Below are 16,958 nucleotides of genomic sequence, written 5' to 3'. Positions count from 1 at the left end.
CCAACCCCTCCCCTGAAGGGGAGGGGCTAAGGTTGCGCCCGGTGCTGCGTGGGTCGCTAGCGCGTCATTGCGAGGATTCCGCATGTGCGTCCTCCTGCAACTTGGGCTTGTCCCGGTCGGCGATCAGAATCCCGCCAGCGCCGTAATTCTCGGTCGACACTTCCTCGATCACGATCTGCACCGCAGCCGGGTTCTTGCCCAGCCGCTCGACCAGCGACTGGGTGACATCCGCGACGATCCCAGACTTCTGGTCCTTGGTCGCGGTGCCCGAGATGCGGATGCTGACAAACGGCATCAGGCGTCCTTTTCCTCCGAAGCGTCGGCAGCAGGCGCTTCCTCGGCGTCGGCTTCCGCGGTCGGCTCATCCTCGAACCAGTGCGCGCGGGCGGCCATGATGATCTCATTGCCCTGCGCTTCGCTCAGACCATATTCGCCGAGCACGCCACCCTTGTCTTCGACGCGCTTGGGCGCATCCTCGGCGCGGCGGCGCGGTTCCTGACGCTTCTTCTGGATCAGTTCGTCGGTCGCCAGATCGGCGAGATCGTCGAGCGTCTTGATCCCGGCCTTGCCGAGCGTGACCAGCATCGCCTCGTTGAGGTGCGGCAGCGCGGCAAGCGCGTCATCGACACCCAGACCACGACGCTCTTCGCGGTTGGTCGATTCGCGACGATCGAGCGCCTCGGTCGCGCGGCTCTGCAGCTCGGCGGCGAGATCGTCGTCAAAGCCTTCGATCGACGCGATTTCGTCGACGCCGACATAAGCGACTTCCTCAAGGCTGCCGAAGCCCTCGGCGACCAGCAGCTGCGCGAGCGTCTCGTCGACGTCGAGTTCCTTCTCGAACAGGGCCGAACGCTCGACGAATTCCTTCTGACGCTTCTCGGAGGCGTCGGCCTCGGTCAGGATGTCGATCGCCTTGGCGGTGAGCTGCGAGGCAAGCCGCACGTTCTGGCCACGGCGGCCGATCGCGAGCGACAGCTGATCGTCGGGAACGACGACTTCGATGCGATCCTCTTCCTCGTCGATCACGACGCGCGACACCGAAGCCGGCTGAAGCGCGTTGACGACGAAGGTCGCGGTGTCGGGCGACCACGGGATGATGTCGATCTTCTCGCCCTGCATTTCCTGGACGACCGCCTGGACGCGGCTGCCCTTCATGCCGACGCACGCACCGACCGGATCGATCGACGAGTCATGCGAGATCACGCCGATCTTGGCGCGCGAACCCGGGTCGCGCGCAGCGGCCTTGATCTCGATGATGCCGTCGTAAATCTCGGGCACTTCCTGCGCGAACAGCTTCTTCATGAAGTCGGGGTGCGCACGGCTGAGGAAAATCTGCGGCCCGCGGTTCTCGCGGCGGACGTTGAGGATCAGCGAACGGATGCGATCGTTGACGCGGACGACTTCGCGCGGGATCTGCTGGTCGCGACGGATCACGCCCTCGGCGCGGCCCAGGTCGACGACGACATGGCCGAACTCGACGCGCTTGACCACGCCAGTGATGATCTCACCCATCCGGTCCTTGAATTCTTCGTACTGGCGCTCGCGCTCGGCGTCGCGGACCTTCTGGAAGATGACCTGCTTGGCGGCCTGGGCGGCGATGCGGCCGAACTCGATCGGGGGCAGCGGATCGACGATATAGTCGCCGACGACCGCGCCCTTCTGGAGCTTGTCGGCTTCCTTCAGATTGACCTGCTTGAAATAGTCATCGACCGCCTCGACCACTTCGACGACGCGCCACAAGCGCAGGTCACCGGTGTTGGGGTCGAGCTTGGCGCGGATGTCGTTCTCGGCACCGTAGCGCGCGCGGGCGGCGCGCTGGATCGCGTCTTCCATCGCCTCGATGACGATGCCCTTGTCGATCATCTTCTCGGTGGCGACCGCGTTCGCAATCGCGATCAGCTCGGCGCGGTTGGCGGTGACGCCGGATGTTCCTGCGGTGGCCATCAGTTCAGTCCTTCTTCGCGTTCGGCACCCTCGGGCGCGGCATCGTCGTCGTCGTGTTCGATTTCTTCTTCGTCGGCGCCGTCCATCGACAGCGGCCGAGTCGCCGCGATCAGCGCGTCGGTGAGTTGCAGCTTGGCAGTGTTGACCTGCGCGAACGGCACGTCGAGCTCGCCGTGCTTGGGCAGGTAGATCGCGATGCGGTCGTCGGTCACGCCCTTGAGCGTGCCGGTCAGCACCTTGCGGCCCTCGAGCGGGGCGAGCAGCACGATTCGCGCCTCATGCCCCGCCCAGTCGGCGAAATCCTTGAGTCGCGTCAGCGGGCGGTCGATCCCTGGCGACGAGACTTCGAGGCGGTATTCCGCGTCGATCGGGTCCTTGCCTGCTTCCTCGAGCGCGTCGAGCTTGTCCGAGATGCGGCGCGACAATTCGGCGCAATCGTCGATCGTCAGCTGCCGCGTGTCGGGGCGTTCCGCCATTACCTGCAGCGTCAGGTCGCCCTTGCCGCCGAACAGCTTGACGCGCACCAGATCAAACCCAAGCGCTTCGGCTTCGGGCGCAACCAGTGCGTTCAGGGTTGCAGCGGTGGGGTCTGGCGTTTCGGTCAAGCTCGGTCGGTCCTCAGGATCAGGCAAAGGTCTTCGGCGCCGGAACCGGGGGGCTCCAGCCTCTTCATCCGACGATGTAGAGAGTGAGGGCGATATAGTCGGTCTGCGGCGGGCTGGCAAGCGGCTGTCGCGGATCGGTTTGTACAGCCGGATGGCGTTGGCGTTTGCGGTCCGGATCGGTATGCCGGTCGCCAAACACGGCCGCGTTCGGGAACATCCCCGGGAAATGACGGTATGTGTCGTATAGTCTGGGAGAAAGCTGATGTCCTTGTCTCGTGCGCCGCTCGCGCTGCTGCTCGCCGCCACCGCCTGTTCGGGGCAGGCGCAGGAGTCAAATGCCGCCGCTCCGGTCGCGGGGGCGACGGCCGACACACCGGTTACGCCTACCGCGCCCGCCAACGCCGCGCCGCCCGTCACCAGCCTGCCCGACGACGCGCCCGACGCCACCGTCAAGAACGTGCCTGCGACGACTGGGCGCGCAAACACGACCGAAACCGCTCCGCCGTTCGCGATGCAGACGCTCGGGCAGTTCGAGGATCCGTTCGCGATTGCCGTACTGCCGGACGGCGCGGCGCTGATCACCGAGAAGGCGGGCAAGATCAAGCTGCGCAAAGCCGATGGATCGATCAGCGAGATCACCGGGGCGCCCAAGGTGGTGTTCGACAATCAGGGCGGGCTGCTCGACATCGCGCTTGCCCCCGATTTCGCCAAGAGCCGACTGGTCTACGTCAGCTATTCGGAGCCGCGTCCGGGTGGCAGCAGCCTCGCGCTCGCGCGCGGCCTGTACACCGGGACTGCGTTGACCAATCTGCAGGTGCTGTGGCGCGCCGGATCGGACGGGGTCGGCGGGCAGTTCGGCGCCAACATCCTGTTCGCACCCGACGGGCAGTCGCTGTATCTCTCGTCGGGCGAGCGCCAGCGGTTTACTCCAGCACAGGATCCCGATCAGGCAATCGGCAAGATCCTCCACCTCACGCTGGATGGCAAGGCGGCCCCCGGCAATCCGATGGCGGCCGCGGGCGGGGTCCGCGCGCAGATCTGGAGCAGCGGGCATCGTAATCCCTACGGCCTCGTCTTCGACGATGCGGCGCGGATGTGGGAAGTCGAAATGGGGCCTAAGGGCGGCGATGAGCTGAACCTGATCCTGCCGGGCAAGAATTACGGCTGGCCGATCGTCTCCAACGGCGATAATTATTCGGGCAAGCCGATCCCGGATCACCCCAGCCGCCCGGACCTGGAAGCCCCCAAATTGTGGTGGAACCCATCGATCTCGCCTGGCGGGATGATCCGCTACAGCGGGGCTATGTTCCCCGAGTTCCGCGGCAACCTGTTGATCGGCGCGCTCGGCGGCGAGTCGCTGATCCGTGTTTCGATCGCCGGGGACAGCGCCAAGGTCGAGAACCAGTATAAGATCGGCGAACGCGTGCGCGATGTCGCGCAGGGACCGGACGGCGCGATCTGGCTACTTGAGGACAGCGGCAAGCTGGTACGGCTTGCGAAGACGTAAGATCAGCCGCGCGCGATGAGATAGTTCATCCGCGCGGCGGCGATCGGCCTGGCGGGATCGTCCTGCCAGGCGGTGGCCTCGACGTTCGCGACTCGCCCGCCGAGCCGCGTTACCACGCCGCGCGCAAACGTCGGCTTGTCGCGCCCGCCGCGCATGTAATCGACCGTGACGTTGATCGGCTTGATCTGTCCGCCGCCGTCTTCCGCGAGCGCCTGCCGCACGGCGACGATCGCCGCCATCTCGAGCAACCCGCCGATCGCGCCGCCGTGGAGCCAGCCGGGTCGCCCGGTCAGCGCCTGACCGAACGGCATGGTGAGGAGGATCGGGTCGTCGCCCGCGGCGACTTCGATCCCGAGCGTCTGGGCATAAGGCGGGAGCATCAGGCGGCGTCCGTGAACATGAAGGTGCCCGCGACGTGCGCGAGGGGATCGTCCGGGTCGCCGTCGTGCGCCTGGCCGCGCACGAACGAGATCGAGCGCGTGATGCGATAGCATTCGCCGTGGCCGATCACCGTCTTCCCAGGCGTTGCCGGACGGAGATAATCGATTCGCAGGTCGAGCGTGGCGTGCGGGCGGAAGCTGCCGAGCCGAGTCCACACCGCGAGGCTGGTCGCCATGTCCATCATCGTCAGGATCGGACCCGAGGCGAGCACGCCGCTGTCGGGATCGCCGATCAAATCCGCGCGATACGGGAGCTGAAGCTCGCACCAGTCCGGACCGTGCGCAAGATAGCTGAGGCCCAGCAATCCACCATGCCCGCCAACGCCGAGACGGCTGAAACGAGCAGGATCGAAGGCGGGCAGGGGATCGGGCGACATGGCGCTGCGCTGTATCGAAACGGGGGCGGGGTGCAACCCAGCATCGGCCATTCCCGTCCGGGCGGCGATGTCGGCGTGTGGCAAGCCGCGCGCTCCCTCAAAACCTTCCCAAACTCCGCCGTTGCCGCGCGATCGACCCCGCGCTAGCATCGGGTTGCAAAAGAAAACGAATCTACAGGGGAGAGGCTGGCGAATGTCGCACCCATGCGTCCATGCGCGGAGCGATCCGGGCAGACCTGCGCTGATCGTCGCCGAAACCGGCGAGACGATCAGCTTCGCCGCGCTCGACCACCGCTCCAACCGCGCCGCGCACCTGTTCCGTGCGCATGGCCTCCACCCCGGCGACACGATCGCTTTACTGTGTGAGAACAGCCCGCAATTCTACGATCTTGCCTGGGGCGCCCAGCGTAGCGGACTGTTTTTCGTGTGCATCTCGACCAAGCTGACCGCACCCGAAGTCCGCTACATCGTCGCGGATTCCGGCGCCAAGCTCGTCGTCGCCTCGGCTGCGCTGGCGGGGGCGGTCGCGGACGTTCCGATCGACGTGCTGCGCTTCGCGGTCGGCGGTGCGATTCCGGGGTGGGCGGACTGGGACGCCGCCGTCGCGGAGCAGCCGGCTGACCCGATCCCGGACGAGCGGGCAGGGATCGACATGCTTTATTCGTCGGGAACGACCGGTCGGCCCAAGGGCGTCCGTGTCGCGCTGCCCGAAGATCCCGACATAGCAGCGACCACCGTTCTCGAAATGCTCGCGCGCGGGCTCTACGGGCTTGGCCCCGACAGCATCTATCTCAGCCCCGCGCCGCTCTATCACGCCGCGCCGCTGCGCTGGTCGATGACGGTCCAGCGCCTCGGCGGTACCGTCGTCATGATGGAGCATTTCGAACCCGAGGCCGCACTCGCCGCGATCGAGCGCTACCATGTTACCGCAAGCCAATGGGTGCCGACCCATTTTGTGCGGTTGCTCAAGCTGGATGCACTAACCCGCGCACGATACGACGTGTCGAGCCTGACCGTCGCGATCCATGCGGCGGCGCCGTGCCCGGTGCCCGTGAAGGAAGCGATGATCGACTGGTGGGGGCCGGTGCTGTTCGAATATTATGCCGGGTCCGAGGGGAATGGGCTGACCACGATCGCGTCGAGCGAATGGCTTGCGCATCGCGGGTCGGTCGGCAAGGCGGCGTATGGCGTGCTCCATGTCTGCGGCGAGGATGGCGCGGAGGTGCCGCCGGGGACCGAGGGGCTGATCTATTTCGAGGGCGGCGGTGCGTTTGAATATCACAACGACCCCGAGAAGACCGCCGAGGCGCGCAACGCATTCGGCTGGTCGACGCTCGGCGATATCGGGCGGGTCGACGATGACGGCTATCTCTACCTGACCGACCGCAAGAGCTTCATGATCATCTCGGGCGGGGTCAACATCTACCCGCAGGAGATCGAGAACCGGCTGATCACGCATCCGCGCGTCGCCGATGTCGCGGTGATCGGCGCGCCCGATGCGGAAATGGGCGAGCGTGTCGTTGCGGTGGTGCAGCCGGTCGACATGGCCGAGGCGGGGCCAGACTTTGCCGCCGCGCTGATCGCCTGGTGTCGCGCCGAACTGTCGGGGGTGAAGACCCCGCGGCAGATCGATTTCACCGCGGAGCTGCCGCGGCATGCGACCGGCAAATTGTACAAACGGCTGCTGCGCGACCACTATTGGGGCGAGACGGGCAGCCGGATCGTCTGATGGAGAAGAGCATGAACGACCGGGTTTCGATCACCGTCACCGATCACGTCGCCGACGTAAGGCTGACCCGCGCCGACAAGATGAACGCGATCGACCCGCAGATGTTCGAGGCGATAGGCGAGGTGATCGACTCGCTTCACGCCCGCAAGGACGTGCGCTGCGTTGTGCTGTCGGGCGAGGGCAAGGCGTTCTGCGCAGGGCTCGACATGACGAGCATGGCGGCGGGCGGATCGGGGCTGAGCCATGATGCGCGCAACGACCAGGGCAGCATCCTGCCGCAGCACGTCACCTGGGGCTGGCGCAACCTGCCGATGCCGGTGATTGCGGCGGTGCACGGGGTCGCGTTCGGCGGCGGGTTCCAGATCATGTCCGGGGCGGACATCCGGATCGCCGCGCCGGGGACGCGTTTCGCCATCCGCGAAAGCTATTGGGGGCTGGTGCCCGACATGGCGGGTTTCCCGATCTGGCGCGGGCTGGTGCGCGACGATGTGCTGCGCGAACTGGTCTATACGTCGCGCGAGTTCGATGCCGACGAGGCGCTGCATCACGGGTTCGTCACGCGTGTCGCGCATGCCCCGCATGCGGCGGCGCTGGAGCTGGCGCATCTGATCGCGGCGAAGAGCCCCAATGCGATCCGCGGGGCGAAGCGGTTGTGCAACCTGGCGTTTGATGCGGATGCGCGATCGTTGCTCGAGGCGGAGACGACCGAGCAGATGGCGGTAATCGGGAAGCCCGCGATGATGGAGCAGGTCGCGGCGAACATCCAGAAGCGGCCCGCGGTGTTCCACGACGCGGAGTGAGGGGGGGGCGCGCGATACGGCGGGCGACCCACCCCCGGCCCCTCCCTTCCAGGGAGGGGAGGGACGTGTGGCTGTCGTTCTACTCCCCTCCCTGAAAGGGAGGGGTTGGGGGTGGGTCGGCGAGCGGCGGTAGCTACCCGAGCCGCAAACGCCTACCGCTCATACGCCTTGGGCAAAGCACCCTCCTGCGGCACCATATACCGATCGCGCAACGCATCCTGCCGCGTCCGCAGCGGTTGTTTGACGCCGTCGATATAGACCGCAGCAACGCCGGTCCCCAGTTCCAGCGGATCACCGTCCCACACCACGACGTCGCCGCGCCGCCCCGCCTTGAGCGAGCCGATCTCGTCGCCCATCCCGATCGCCTCGGCGGGCACCGAGGTGATCGCCGCGAACGCCGCATTCCAGTCGAGCCCGGTCGCGCCGGGCAGCTTGGTCAGCGCGACCAGATTGCCCGCATATTGCTTTTCGAGCCGCGCCTGCCGCGCCTCATTGTCGTTGATCATCCCGAGCCCGACCAGCACGCCCGCCGCCTTCATCCGCCCGACGTTCGACTGGGTCGAACCAAGCTGGTCGAAAGAATTGGGCAAATCGGTCAGCGCCGAGGCGATTACCGGAATCCGTGCCGCTACGAGTTGTGGGGCCACGAGCCAGCCCTCCGCCGCGCCGACGAAGACCATCTTCACCGCGGGGAAATCGCGCTTCAGATCGATCAGCGCGAGCATGTCCGACGCGCGCTCGACATGGACGAGCAGCGGCATCTTGCCATTCGCGACCGGCACCAGCGCCTCGGCATCGGCGCGTGTCAGCAGCGCTTCCTTGCCCTGATCGGCATAATGGTTCGGATCGCGCGCGAAATCTTTCGCCTGCGCGAGCGCGTTGCGGAACATCGCAATCGCCGCCGGGCGGCTGCCCCCCGCCGCGCGCCCGCCGTCCACGCCATATTCCATGAACTGGAACGCGCGGGGCCGAGTCACTGGCGAACGGTCTGCGCCAAGATCGATCACTGCGCCCATTCCCGCGAAGATCGACCCGGCGGTGTCGGGCGCGACGATCGCGCGCGTGACGCCTTCGGCGCGGTTGAGCGGGATCGAACTGGTGCTCGCATTGACCGCGGATGCGATGTCGATCGCGGCGTGGAACGGGCTGGTCTTCGCGCCCGCATCGGCGGTCTCGTCGACGCCGTCGACTTCCACGATCCCCATGCGCGTAAAGCCTGCGACGATTCCGGGCGTGACCCAGCGGCCGCCCGCATCGACCGTCTCGACCCCGCCGGGAACCGCGACGCCTCGCCCTGCCGCGACAATACGCCCGTCGCGCACGACCACGGTCCCGCCCTCGATCGGCGCAGAGCCATCGCCGATGACGAGCTTCGCGTTGGTGATCGCAACAGTCTGTGCCGCGACCGGCGTTGCCAGCAGCGCGGCGGAAAGGAGCAACAGGCGCTTCACTTCACGTCTCCCGAGCCGGGCTGGCCAAGTTCGAAATCGGAGACCGGTCGGCGTTTCGGGTCGTTGGCATCGTAGAGCAGCGCGCCGTCGATCCACACCTTCTCGGGCCGGGTGTAGACGCTGAACGGATTGCCGTTCCAGAGCACGACGTCGGCCATCTTGCCGGGCTTGAGGCTGCCGGTCTTGTCGTCGATGTGGAGCGCCTTGGCCGGGTTGATGGTCAGCCATTGCCACGCGACCGCGTCCGAGATCTGGATTCCCGCGCGCCGCCCGGAGGCGAGCGCCTTGGCGACTTCCTGGTTGAGCCGCTGGATCCCGTTTTCATCGTCCGAGTGGATCATCGCGCACGCGCCGTTCTTCTGGAGCAGCGCGAGGTTCTCGCCGATCGCGTCGTACGATTCCATCTTGAAGCCCCACCAGTCGGCCCAGACTGCGGCGCAGGTGTTGTCGTTCTGCTTCAACAGGTCGGCGATCTTATACGCCTCGACCGCGTGGTGGAACGCGCTGACGTGGTAGCCAAATTCCTTCGCCATATCCATGACGATGGCCATTTCGTCCGCGCGATAGCAATGGTTCTGGACGAGGATCTCGCCCGACAGCACGCCCGCGAGCGTATCCATCCCGATGTCGCGCGTCGGGGCTTCCCCGCCGTCCTTCTCGTATTTGTCCCACTTGCGCTTGTACTCGGCCGCCTTCGCCCAAGTCTGGCGATCGACCGCGACATTCCCCATCCGGGTCGAGGGCTCGCGGCCCTTGCTGCCATAGACGCGCTTGGGGTTCTCGCCGCACGCCATCTTGAGGCCGTAGGGCGCGCCGGGGAACTTCATCCCCTGTTCGGTCCGCGCATAGACGTTCTTGATCACGACCGAGCGCCCACCCATCAGGTTCGCCGACCCGGGGAGGATCTGCAGCGTCGTCACCCCGCCATTGGTCAGCGCGCGGCTGAAGCCAGGGTCTTGCGGCCACACGCTGTGTTCTGCCCAGACGTCGGCAGTGATCGGCCCGGTCGCTTCGTTGCCGTCGGACAGCGCAGGGACCGACGGGGTCGGGTAATCGCCGAGATGACTGTGGATATCGATGATCCCAGGGGTCAGCGTCTTGCCAGTCCCGTCGATCACGGTCGCGCCCGCGGGCGCGGCGACGGTCTGGCCGAGCGCGACGATCTTGCCGTCCGCGAACAGCACCGAACCGTCGTCAATCTTGCCGCCTTCGCCGTCGAAGATCGTGACGTGCGTCACCAATGTCGGCGCGCCGGGGTAGCGCTTGTAGGTCGAGGGGAACGGGTCGTGGCTGAACGCCTTGCCCGCGCCGGGGCCCTTGCCCTTGCCGGTGTCGGCCTTGGTGGACGCGGTCGCGGGACGTCCGCCGCCATTGCTCGCGCAGCCTGCCACCAAGGCGGCGAGCGCCACCGTGGCCAATCCGATATGCTTCATTGCCCAACCCCCTTCGCGCGTTTTGCGCTGTGTTGGTGAAGTAATCCGGCAGGATCCGCAGGGTGTCAACCGCCTTGCCGGACGCGCAGACGCTCCCTGCTGCACTGCGGCGTCCGGCAGCAAACCGGTTTGTAGCGCCGCGCGAGACCCTGTACGGGGTCGTCATGAGATCGAGATCGATCATTCTGGCGATCGCGTCTGCGCTGACGCTGACCGCCTGTTCGCCCGACGACAAGGAGGCGCGTCGCCGTGCTGCGGGGCCGAACCCGTCCCCGGCGGCGCTTTCCCGGGTCGCTAGTGCGGCTGCGGGTGCACGGCTCTTTACCCGCTGTTCGGCCTGTCATTCGATCGGCCGCGGAGCGCCCGATTTCGGCGGCCCCACCCTGTTCGGCGTGATGGGGTCGGAAATCGCGCAGAACAGCCAGCGTTTCGCCTACACCGCCGCGTTGCAGAAGGTGGGCGGTCGCTGGACGCCGGAGCGAATGGATGCGTGGCTCGCCAATCCGCAGCGCTTTGCGCCAGGGACGGCGATGGGGTTCGCGGGGCTCGCCGATCCGCTCGATCGGGCCGATGTGATCGCGTATTTGCAGACGAAGCGCTGAGGGCGGGGGGCGTCCTCCGCCCCCCGCCCCTGATCCGTTCCGTGCCTTAGTTCGCGAAGAGCAGGACCGGCGTTTCCAGATACTTGCGCAGCGCCTGCACGAAGCTCGCGGCGTCCCATCCGTCGACGACGCGGTGATCGCAGCTTATCGACAGGTTCATCAGCTTGGCGCGGACGATCTCGTCGCCGACAAAGATCGGCCGTTCGACGATCTTGTTCGGGCCGATGATCGCGACCTCGGGCCGGTTGATGACGGGCGTCGTCGCGATCCCGCCGAGCGGGCCGAGCGAAGTGACGGTCAGCGTGCCACCGCCCATTTCGCTTGGCGCGAGCTTGTTAGCGCGAGCTGCTTCGGCGAGGCGGACGATCTCGGTCGCGAGCTGCCACACGTTGCGGTCCTGTGCATCGCGGATGACGGGGACGGTGAGCCCGGCGTCGGTCTGCGTCGCCATCCCCAGATGTACGCTGCCGTGCCGCGTCACCACGCCCGCTTCGTCGTCATAGCGCGCGTTGAGCATCGGGAACGCCGGGATCGTCTTGCAGATCGCGACGATCAGCAGCGGGAGCAGCGTCAGCTTGGGGCGTCCGCCGCGGTTGGCGTTGAGGTCGGCACGCATCGCTTCCAGCGCGGTGACGTCGATCTCGTCGACATAAGTGAAGTGCGGGATCGCACGCTTGGACGCGGCCATGTTCTCGGCGATGCGGCGGCGCATCCCGATGACCTTGATCGCCTCGTCTGGGCGGGCGTTGGAAGCGTGAGGGGCCTGGTAGCCCTGTGCGCCGCCGTAGCGGAGGAACGCGTCGAGATCGCTGTGGCGGATGCGGTCGCCCTCGGCCTTGATCTGGGAGAGGTCTACGCCGAGATCCGAAGCGCGCGCGCGGACCGCGGGGGAGGCGAGGACGGCCTTCTTCTCCCTCTCCCCTTCAGGGGAGAGGGTCGGGGAGAGGGGCTGTACTAGGCTTGCGAGCGGGACATTCGTTGATGCGTCCCCCTCTCCCCGGCCAGCATCAGGTGAACCGTGCCCCGCACGGTTCAGGTCATCCCGGGGGGATGACCGACCTGATGCTCCCCGGGGGGGAGAGGGAGAAGAAGCCGCGACATCCACGCCCGGATTCTCCGCCTCATATTGCTGCGCGACCTCGACCTGCTCTGCGCTCGCCGGGGCGACCTTCAGCTCCGCAGGCTCGTCCGAGCGCAACGCAGGCGCTTCCTCCGCCGACACGTCGCCATCCATCTCGATCACGACCAGCGCCGCGCCGATCGACACCTGGTCGCCGACTTCGCCCGCCAGTTCGACCACCACGCCAGAAACCGGCGATTCCATCTCGACCGTCGCCTTGTCGGTCATCATGTCGGCGACCTGCTGGTCCTCCTCGACACGTTCGCCGACCTTGACGTGCCAGGCGACGATCTCCGCCTCGGAAATGCCTTCGCCGATGTCGGGGAGCTTGAAGGTAAAGCGTGCCATTATGCGTCCTTCATAATCTTCTTGAGCGCCTCGCCGATCCGGACCGGACCCGGGAAATACGCCCATTCAAGGCTGTGCGGATAAGGCGTGTCGAACCCGGTGACGCGCTCGATCGGTGCTTCCAGATGATAGAAGCACCGCTCCTGCACCTGCGCCGACAGTTCCGCGCCGAACCCGCTGGTCCGCGTCGCCTCGTGGATGATCATGCAGCGTCCGGTCTTCTCCACCGATGCCGCGATCGTCTCGATGTCGAGCGGCACCAGCGTGCGCAGGTCGATCACCTCTGCGTCGACCCCGGCTTCCGCGATCACCGCCAGCGCGACGTGGACCATCGTGCCGTAGGCAAGGATCGTCAGCGCCTCGCCGGGCCGCACGACCTTCGCCTTGCCGAGTTCGATCTTGTAATAGCCGGTCGGCACCTCGCCCGCGGGATGCTGCGACCAGTTCTGCGTGGGCTTGTCCCAATGGCCGTCGAACGGGCCGTTGTAGATCCGCTTGGGTTCGAAGAAGATCGTCGGATCATTGTCCTCGATCGCCGCGATCAGCAGGCCCTTGGCGTCATAGGGGGTCGAGGGGATCACCGTCTTGACGCCCGAGATGTGCGTGAAGATCCCCTCGGGGCTCTGGCTGTGCGTCTGCCCGCCGAAGATGCCGCCGCCGAACGGCGAGCGCACCGTGATCGGCGCGGTGAATTCCCCTGCCGAACGATAGCGCAACCGTGCTGCCTCGCTGACCAACTGGTCGAGCGCGGGGTAGATATAGTCGGCGAACTGGATCTCCGGGACCGGGCGCAGGCCATAGGCACCCATGCCGACCGCGACGCCGATGATGCCGCATTCGGTGATCGGCGTGTCGAACACGCGGGTCTTGCCGTATTTGCTCTGGAGCCCCGCGGTCGCGCGGAATACGCCGCCGAAATAGCCGACGTCCTCGCCCATCACGACGATGTCGGGATCGCGTTCCATCATCACGTCCATGGCGGAATTGATCGCCTGGATCATGTTCATGCGGGTCGAATCGGTCATGCTGCTGCACCCGCCGCGACTGCGGCCTTAAAAACCTTCTTTGCGGCTTTGCGGCTTTGCGTGAGAAAATCTTGATCACGCAAAGGCGCTAAGACGCGAAGGAAGAAGAGGGACGTGTTGGCTGCGCCGCTATCATGCGGCCCCATCACTTGCGCGCCCATGGGCGACCGCTGGCGGTTTCCTCGGCGATCATCTGCGCTTGCTGTTCCTGCAAATGCCACGGCATTTCCTCGAACACGCCGTCGAACAGAGTATCGAGCGGCTGGTGGAGGCCGTGGCCGAGCACGCCGTTGGCTTCGGCCTGTTTCTGCGCGGCCTTGACCATTTCGGCCAACTCCTTGTCCTGCGCGGCGTGGCGGTCCTCGTCCCATTCGCCGAGCGCAATCAGATGCGCCTTCAGACGCGCGATCGGGTCGCCGAGCGGCCAGGCGGTCGGCTCGCCCGCCGAGCGGTACTGGCCCGGATCGTCCGAGGTCGAATGGCCTTCGGCGCGGTAAGTGAAATGCTCGATCAGCGTTGGCCCCTGGTTGGTCCGCGCGCGCTCCGCCGCCCAGGCAGTCGCAGCATAGACTGCGAGCGCATCATTGCCGTCGACGCGCAGTCCGGCGATGCCGTAGCCGACCGCACGTGCCGCGAAGGTCGTCGATTCCGCACCCGCGAAGCCTGAGAAGGACGAGATCGCCCACTGGTTGTTGACGACGTTGAAGATCACCGGCGCGCGGTAGACGCTCGCGAACGTGCAGGCCGAGTGGAAGTCGCCCTCGGCGGTCGACCCCTCGCCGCACCAGGTCGCCGCGATCCGCGTGTCGCCCTTGGCGGCGCTCGCCATCGCCCAGCCGACCGCTTGCGGATATTGCGTGGTGAGGTTGCCCGAGATCGAGAAGAACCCAGCTTCCTTGACCGAATACATGATTGGCAACTGCTTGCCCTGCAACCGATCCGCGCTGTTCGAATAGATCTGGTTCATCATGTCGACCATCGACCAGTTGCGCGCGATGAGCAGGCCCTGCTGACGATAGGACGGGAAGCACATGTCCTCGTAATCGAGCGCATAGGCCGCCGAGACCGCCACCGCTTCCTCGCCGGTGCACTTCATGTAGAAGCTCGTCTTGCCCTGCCGCTGCGCGCGGAACATACGCTCGTCGAACGCGCGGACCTGCGCCATGCTGCGCAGCATCGCGCGCAACATATCGGGCGTGAGGCGGGGGTTCCACGGGCCGACCGCCTGATTGTCCTCGTCGAGCACGCGGACGAGCTGATACGCCAGATCGGTGAAGCTCTGCGCATCGTCGGTGATCTCGGGGCGGCGGGTTTCGCCGGCGGTGGGGATCGGGACCTGCGTGAAATCGACCGTGTCGCCGGGCCGGAACTTGGGTTCGGGCACGTAGAGCGATAACGGCGGCAGGTTCTTCTTCAGATGGGCCGGGACCGGGTCGCGCGCCATATTCTCTCCAAGCGAAGCCTCTCCCACCAACGGTCGGTGGGCAGATTCGTTCTATGCGCGGCGTTGTTATAAAATTTCGCGGCGCTTGGCGAGGGGGTGTGCGAGTCCTGGTGTAAATTCCACGGTGGTTCGAGCGGTTGACGATGCCGCGCGCCGTGTTTGCCGTCGTTATCCCCCGGCTTTCGCCGGGGGAGCGGCCTTATGCCATGTCGAGCTTACGAGCGCGGACGGCGGGGCGCGCCACCGGCGGGACGCAGCGTCGGGCGCGGGGCGTGACGCACCGGCGCAGGCCCATTCGCGCGACGCGGCGCGCGCTCGGCCTGTTCGGGGCCGCCCTGGACCGCCTCGAACTGGACCGCGCCTTCGGCTTCCTGGCCTTCGGTGCGCTTGACCGCGGACATGAACTTGCTCGCGATCGCGCTCGGCACCTGGAACATCGTCTCGTTCGCGGCGATGCGAATCGCACCGACCTCGTTCTTGGTGATGTGCCCGCGACGGCAGATCAGTGGCAGGATCCAGCGCGGATCGGCGTTCTGGCGACGGCCGATGTCCATGCGGAACCAGACGACGTCGTCGAACCCGTCGCGATGATGCTCCTTGCCCGCTTCCCGCGACGCGCCACCGGCACCCGAACCGCTTGCTTCGATCATCTCCTCGGGCGCGGGCATCCGCGCGCGATAGCTGCGGACGAGCGCCGCGGCGATCTCCTCGGGGCTCTTCTTCTCGAGCAGCTGCGCACCCAATGCACGATCATCCTCGTCGATCTCGACGTCTTCCATCAGCATCGTCATCAGGCGCGACTTGTCGGCCTTGCGGATGTCGTCGACGGTCGGCGCATTCATCCATTCGACCGCGATCCGCGCGCCGCGCAGCATCATCTCGACGCGGCGCTTGCGCTGATACGGCACGATCAGGATCGCGGTGCCCTTCTTGCCCGCACGACCGGTACGACCCGAGCGATGCTGGAGCGTCTCGGCATCGCGCGGCAGCTCGACATGGACGACGAGGCTGAGCGACGGCAGATCGAGCCCGCGCGCGGCGACGTCGGTCGCGACGCAGACGCGTGCGCGCTTGTCGCGGAGCGCCTGCATCGCGCTGTTGCGCTCGTTCTGGCTATGCTCGCCCGACAGTGCGACCGCGGCGAACCCGCGCTCGATCAGACCGGCATGGAGATGGCGGACGTTGTCGCGCGTCGCGCAGAACAGGATCGCGGTCTCGGCTTCGTGGAGGCGGAGCAAGTTGACGACCGCGTTCTCGATATCCGCGGGGGCGACGGTGACCGCCTGATAGCTGATGTCGCCGTGGCCACGGTCTTCGCCGACAGTCGAGATGCGCAGCGCATCCTTCTGATACCGCTTCGCCAGCGCGACGATCGACTTGGGCATCGTCGCCGAGAACAGCAGCGTGCGCCTTCCCTCGGGCGAGGCGTCGAGGATCAGCTCGAGATCCTCGCGGAAGCCCATGTCGAGCATCTCGTCGGCTTCGTCGAGGATGACCGCCTTGATGTTGGACAGGTCGAGCGCGCCGCGCTCGATGTGATCGCGCAGACGGCCCGGCGTGCCGACGACGATATGCGCACCGTGGCTTAGCGAGCGCCGCTCTCGGCTGGCATCCATGCCGCCGACGCAGGTCGAGATGCGCGCGCCAGCCTTGGCGTAGAGCCATTCGAGCTCGCGGCTGACCTGGAGCGCGAGTTCGCGGGTCGGCGCGATCGCGAGGGCGAGCGGCGCGCGCGGAGGCGGCAGGCGGCCTTCGTCTTCGGTGAGCAACTGGGGTGCGATCGCAAGGCCGAACGCGACGGTCTTGCCCGACCCGGTCTGCGCGGACACGATCAGATCGCGGCCCTCGGCCTGCGGCTCGATGACCGACGCCTGGACTGGGGTGGGGGCGGCATAGCCACGGGCGGAGAGCGCTTCGGCAAGAAGCGTGGGGAGGTGTGTAAAGGGCATGGTATTCCGAATATGGGGGCGGCGGAGGCGCGCGCCAGTGCGGCTCCCTAGCATGGGTGTAGGCAAAATGCACGGGGGGTGTGGAAAAGGGGTTTCTCTGGGGTTCGGCGGCGGCGGTATGGTGCTCAGATGGGATCGTTTGGAGAGGGCGTTGCGCGATGCGGAGAGCAACCCACCCCCGGCC

At 66.6% G+C, this 16,958-nt stretch carries 15 protein-coding genes; 4 read left to right on the top strand and 11 right to left on the bottom strand.

Annotated features, from left to right (window positions below; translation table 11 throughout):
* Positions 1-64: 64 nt before the first annotated feature.
* Genes QBJ92_RS19725 through rimP form a run of 3 tightly spaced genes read right to left on the bottom strand, consistent with a single transcriptional unit; the run spans position 65 to position 2,549 of the window.
* Complete coding sequence (locus tag QBJ92_RS19725; protein WP_277971389.1) at positions 65-295, bottom strand: tautomerase family protein; 231 nt, start codon at positions 293-295, stop codon at positions 65-67.
* Positions 295-1,944, bottom strand: coding sequence for a transcription termination factor NusA (gene nusA / locus QBJ92_RS19720; RefSeq protein ID WP_277971388.1), 1,650 nt, complete (start codon positions 1,942-1,944; stop codon positions 295-297). The genes QBJ92_RS19725 and nusA overlap by 1 nt, the downstream gene beginning before the upstream one ends.
* The gene (gene rimP, locus QBJ92_RS19715; protein ID WP_277971387.1) at positions 1,944-2,549 is read right to left on the bottom strand and encodes a ribosome maturation protein RimP; all 606 of its coding nucleotides are present in this window, start codon (positions 2,547-2,549) and stop codon (positions 1,944-1,946) included. The genes nusA and rimP overlap by 1 nt, the downstream gene beginning before the upstream one ends.
* Before the next feature lie 262 nt (positions 2,550-2,811).
* On the opposite strand from rimP, the gene QBJ92_RS19710 reads away from it, so the two are divergent.
* Positions 2,812-4,056, top strand: coding sequence for a PQQ-dependent sugar dehydrogenase (locus QBJ92_RS19710; protein WP_277971386.1), 1,245 nt, complete (start codon positions 2,812-2,814; stop codon positions 4,054-4,056).
* Between the two features lie 2 nt (positions 4,057-4,058).
* Here the strand turns inward: QBJ92_RS19710 and QBJ92_RS19705 are convergent, their stop codons facing one another.
* Together QBJ92_RS19705 and QBJ92_RS19700 are read right to left on the bottom strand one after the other, a co-directional pair.
* Complete coding sequence (locus QBJ92_RS19705) at positions 4,059-4,436, bottom strand: PaaI family thioesterase (RefSeq protein ID WP_277971385.1); 378 nt, start codon at positions 4,434-4,436, stop codon at positions 4,059-4,061.
* Positions 4,436-4,873, bottom strand: coding sequence for a PaaI family thioesterase (locus QBJ92_RS19700; RefSeq protein WP_277971391.1), 438 nt, complete (start codon positions 4,871-4,873; stop codon positions 4,436-4,438). Before QBJ92_RS19700 ends, QBJ92_RS19705 begins: the two co-directional genes overlap by 1 nt.
* A gap of 193 nt (positions 4,874-5,066) precedes the next feature.
* Between QBJ92_RS19700 and QBJ92_RS19695 the strand changes: the two genes are divergently transcribed.
* A complete protein-coding gene (locus tag QBJ92_RS19695) occupies positions 5,067-6,602 on the top strand; it encodes an acyl-CoA synthetase (RefSeq protein ID WP_277971384.1) in 1,536 nt (511 codons plus the stop codon).
* An 11-nt stretch (positions 6,603-6,613) separates the two neighbouring features.
* Positions 6,614-7,402 (top strand): crotonase/enoyl-CoA hydratase family protein, encoded by a 789-nt coding sequence (locus QBJ92_RS19690; RefSeq protein WP_277971383.1) that lies wholly within the window; start codon positions 6,614-6,616, stop codon positions 7,400-7,402.
* 152 nt (positions 7,403-7,554) lie between these two features.
* Here QBJ92_RS19690 and QBJ92_RS19685 read toward each other — a convergent pair whose 3' ends face one another.
* Together QBJ92_RS19685 and QBJ92_RS19680 are read right to left on the bottom strand one after the other, a co-directional pair.
* On the bottom strand, positions 7,555-8,853 hold the full coding sequence (locus QBJ92_RS19685) for an amidohydrolase family protein (RefSeq protein WP_277971382.1): 1,299 nt from the start codon (positions 8,851-8,853) through the stop codon (positions 7,555-7,557).
* Positions 8,850-10,286: an amidohydrolase gene (locus tag QBJ92_RS19680; RefSeq protein WP_277971381.1), complete on the bottom strand. Its 1,437-nt coding sequence runs from the start codon at positions 10,284-10,286 to the stop codon at positions 8,850-8,852. Before QBJ92_RS19680 ends, QBJ92_RS19685 begins: the two co-directional genes overlap by 4 nt.
* Positions 10,287-10,450: 164 nt before the next feature.
* Here QBJ92_RS19680 and QBJ92_RS19675 point away from each other — a divergent pair, with 164 nt between their 5' ends.
* The gene (locus QBJ92_RS19675) at positions 10,451-10,888 is read left to right on the top strand and encodes a c-type cytochrome (RefSeq protein ID WP_277971380.1); all 438 of its coding nucleotides are present in this window, start codon (positions 10,451-10,453) and stop codon (positions 10,886-10,888) included.
* Positions 10,889-10,934: 46 nt separating this feature from the next.
* On the opposite strand, the gene QBJ92_RS19670 is transcribed toward QBJ92_RS19675, so the two are convergent.
* The 4 genes from QBJ92_RS19670 to QBJ92_RS19655 all read right to left on the bottom strand — a co-directional run bounded on the left by QBJ92_RS19670 (position 10,935) and on the right by QBJ92_RS19655 (position 16,774).
* Complete coding sequence (locus QBJ92_RS19670; protein WP_277971379.1) at positions 10,935-12,356, bottom strand: dihydrolipoamide acetyltransferase family protein; 1,422 nt, start codon at positions 12,354-12,356, stop codon at positions 10,935-10,937.
* On the bottom strand, positions 12,356-13,363 hold the full coding sequence (locus QBJ92_RS19665; protein WP_277971390.1) for an alpha-ketoacid dehydrogenase subunit beta: 1,008 nt from the start codon (positions 13,361-13,363) through the stop codon (positions 12,356-12,358). Before QBJ92_RS19665 ends, QBJ92_RS19670 begins: the two co-directional genes overlap by 1 nt.
* A 163-nt stretch (positions 13,364-13,526) precedes the next feature.
* Complete coding sequence (locus QBJ92_RS19660) at positions 13,527-14,825, bottom strand: thiamine pyrophosphate-dependent enzyme (RefSeq protein ID WP_277971378.1); 1,299 nt, start codon at positions 14,823-14,825, stop codon at positions 13,527-13,529.
* A gap of 215 nt (positions 14,826-15,040) precedes the next feature.
* Positions 15,041-16,774, bottom strand: a complete 1,734-nt coding sequence (locus tag QBJ92_RS19655) for a DEAD/DEAH box helicase (RefSeq protein WP_277971377.1) — start codon at positions 16,772-16,774, stop codon at positions 15,041-15,043.
* Positions 16,775-16,958: the final 184 nt, after the last annotated feature.

This window comes from Sphingomonas echinoides, from assembly GCF_029623395.1.
Taxonomy (GTDB): Bacteria; Pseudomonadota; Alphaproteobacteria; order Sphingomonadales; family Sphingomonadaceae; genus Sphingomonas; species Sphingomonas echinoides_A.
This window is presented reverse-complemented; position numbering and strand designations above follow the sequence as displayed.

What these genes read in the sequence shown, in the direction of transcription:
- QBJ92_RS19725 (WP_277971389.1), bottom strand. Translation starts at nt 295, where the DNA reads ATGCCGTTTGTCAGCATCCGCATCTCGGGCACCGCGACCAAGGACCAG.
- nusA (WP_277971388.1), bottom strand. Translation starts at nt 1,944, where the DNA reads ATGGCCACCGCAGGAACATCCGGCGTCACCGCCAACCGCGCCGAGCTG.
- QBJ92_RS19710 (WP_277971386.1), top strand. Translation starts at nt 2,812, where the DNA reads ATGTCCTTGTCTCGTGCGCCGCTCGCGCTGCTGCTCGCCGCCACCGCC.
- QBJ92_RS19705 (WP_277971385.1), bottom strand. Translation starts at nt 4,436, where the DNA reads ATGCTCCCGCCTTATGCCCAGACGCTCGGGATCGAAGTCGCCGCGGGC.
- QBJ92_RS19700 (WP_277971391.1), bottom strand. Translation starts at nt 4,873, where the DNA reads ATGTCGCCCGATCCCCTGCCCGCCTTCGATCCTGCTCGTTTCAGCCGT.
- QBJ92_RS19695 (WP_277971384.1), top strand. Translation starts at nt 5,067, where the DNA reads ATGTCGCACCCATGCGTCCATGCGCGGAGCGATCCGGGCAGACCTGCG.
- QBJ92_RS19690 (WP_277971383.1), top strand. Translation starts at nt 6,614, where the DNA reads ATGAACGACCGGGTTTCGATCACCGTCACCGATCACGTCGCCGACGTA.
- QBJ92_RS19680 (WP_277971381.1), bottom strand. Translation starts at nt 10,286, where the DNA reads ATGAAGCATATCGGATTGGCCACGGTGGCGCTCGCCGCCTTGGTGGCA.
- QBJ92_RS19675 (WP_277971380.1), top strand. Translation starts at nt 10,451, where the DNA reads ATGAGATCGAGATCGATCATTCTGGCGATCGCGTCTGCGCTGACGCTG.
- QBJ92_RS19670 (WP_277971379.1), bottom strand. Translation starts at nt 12,356, where the DNA reads ATGGCACGCTTTACCTTCAAGCTCCCCGACATCGGCGAAGGCATTTCC.
- QBJ92_RS19665 (WP_277971390.1), bottom strand. Translation starts at nt 13,363, where the DNA reads ATGAACATGATCCAGGCGATCAATTCCGCCATGGACGTGATGATGGAA.
- QBJ92_RS19660 (WP_277971378.1), bottom strand. Translation starts at nt 14,825, where the DNA reads ATGGCGCGCGACCCGGTCCCGGCCCATCTGAAGAAGAACCTGCCGCCG.
- QBJ92_RS19655 (WP_277971377.1), bottom strand. Translation starts at nt 16,774, where the DNA reads ATGCCCTTTACACACCTCCCCACGCTTCTTGCCGAAGCGCTCTCCGCC.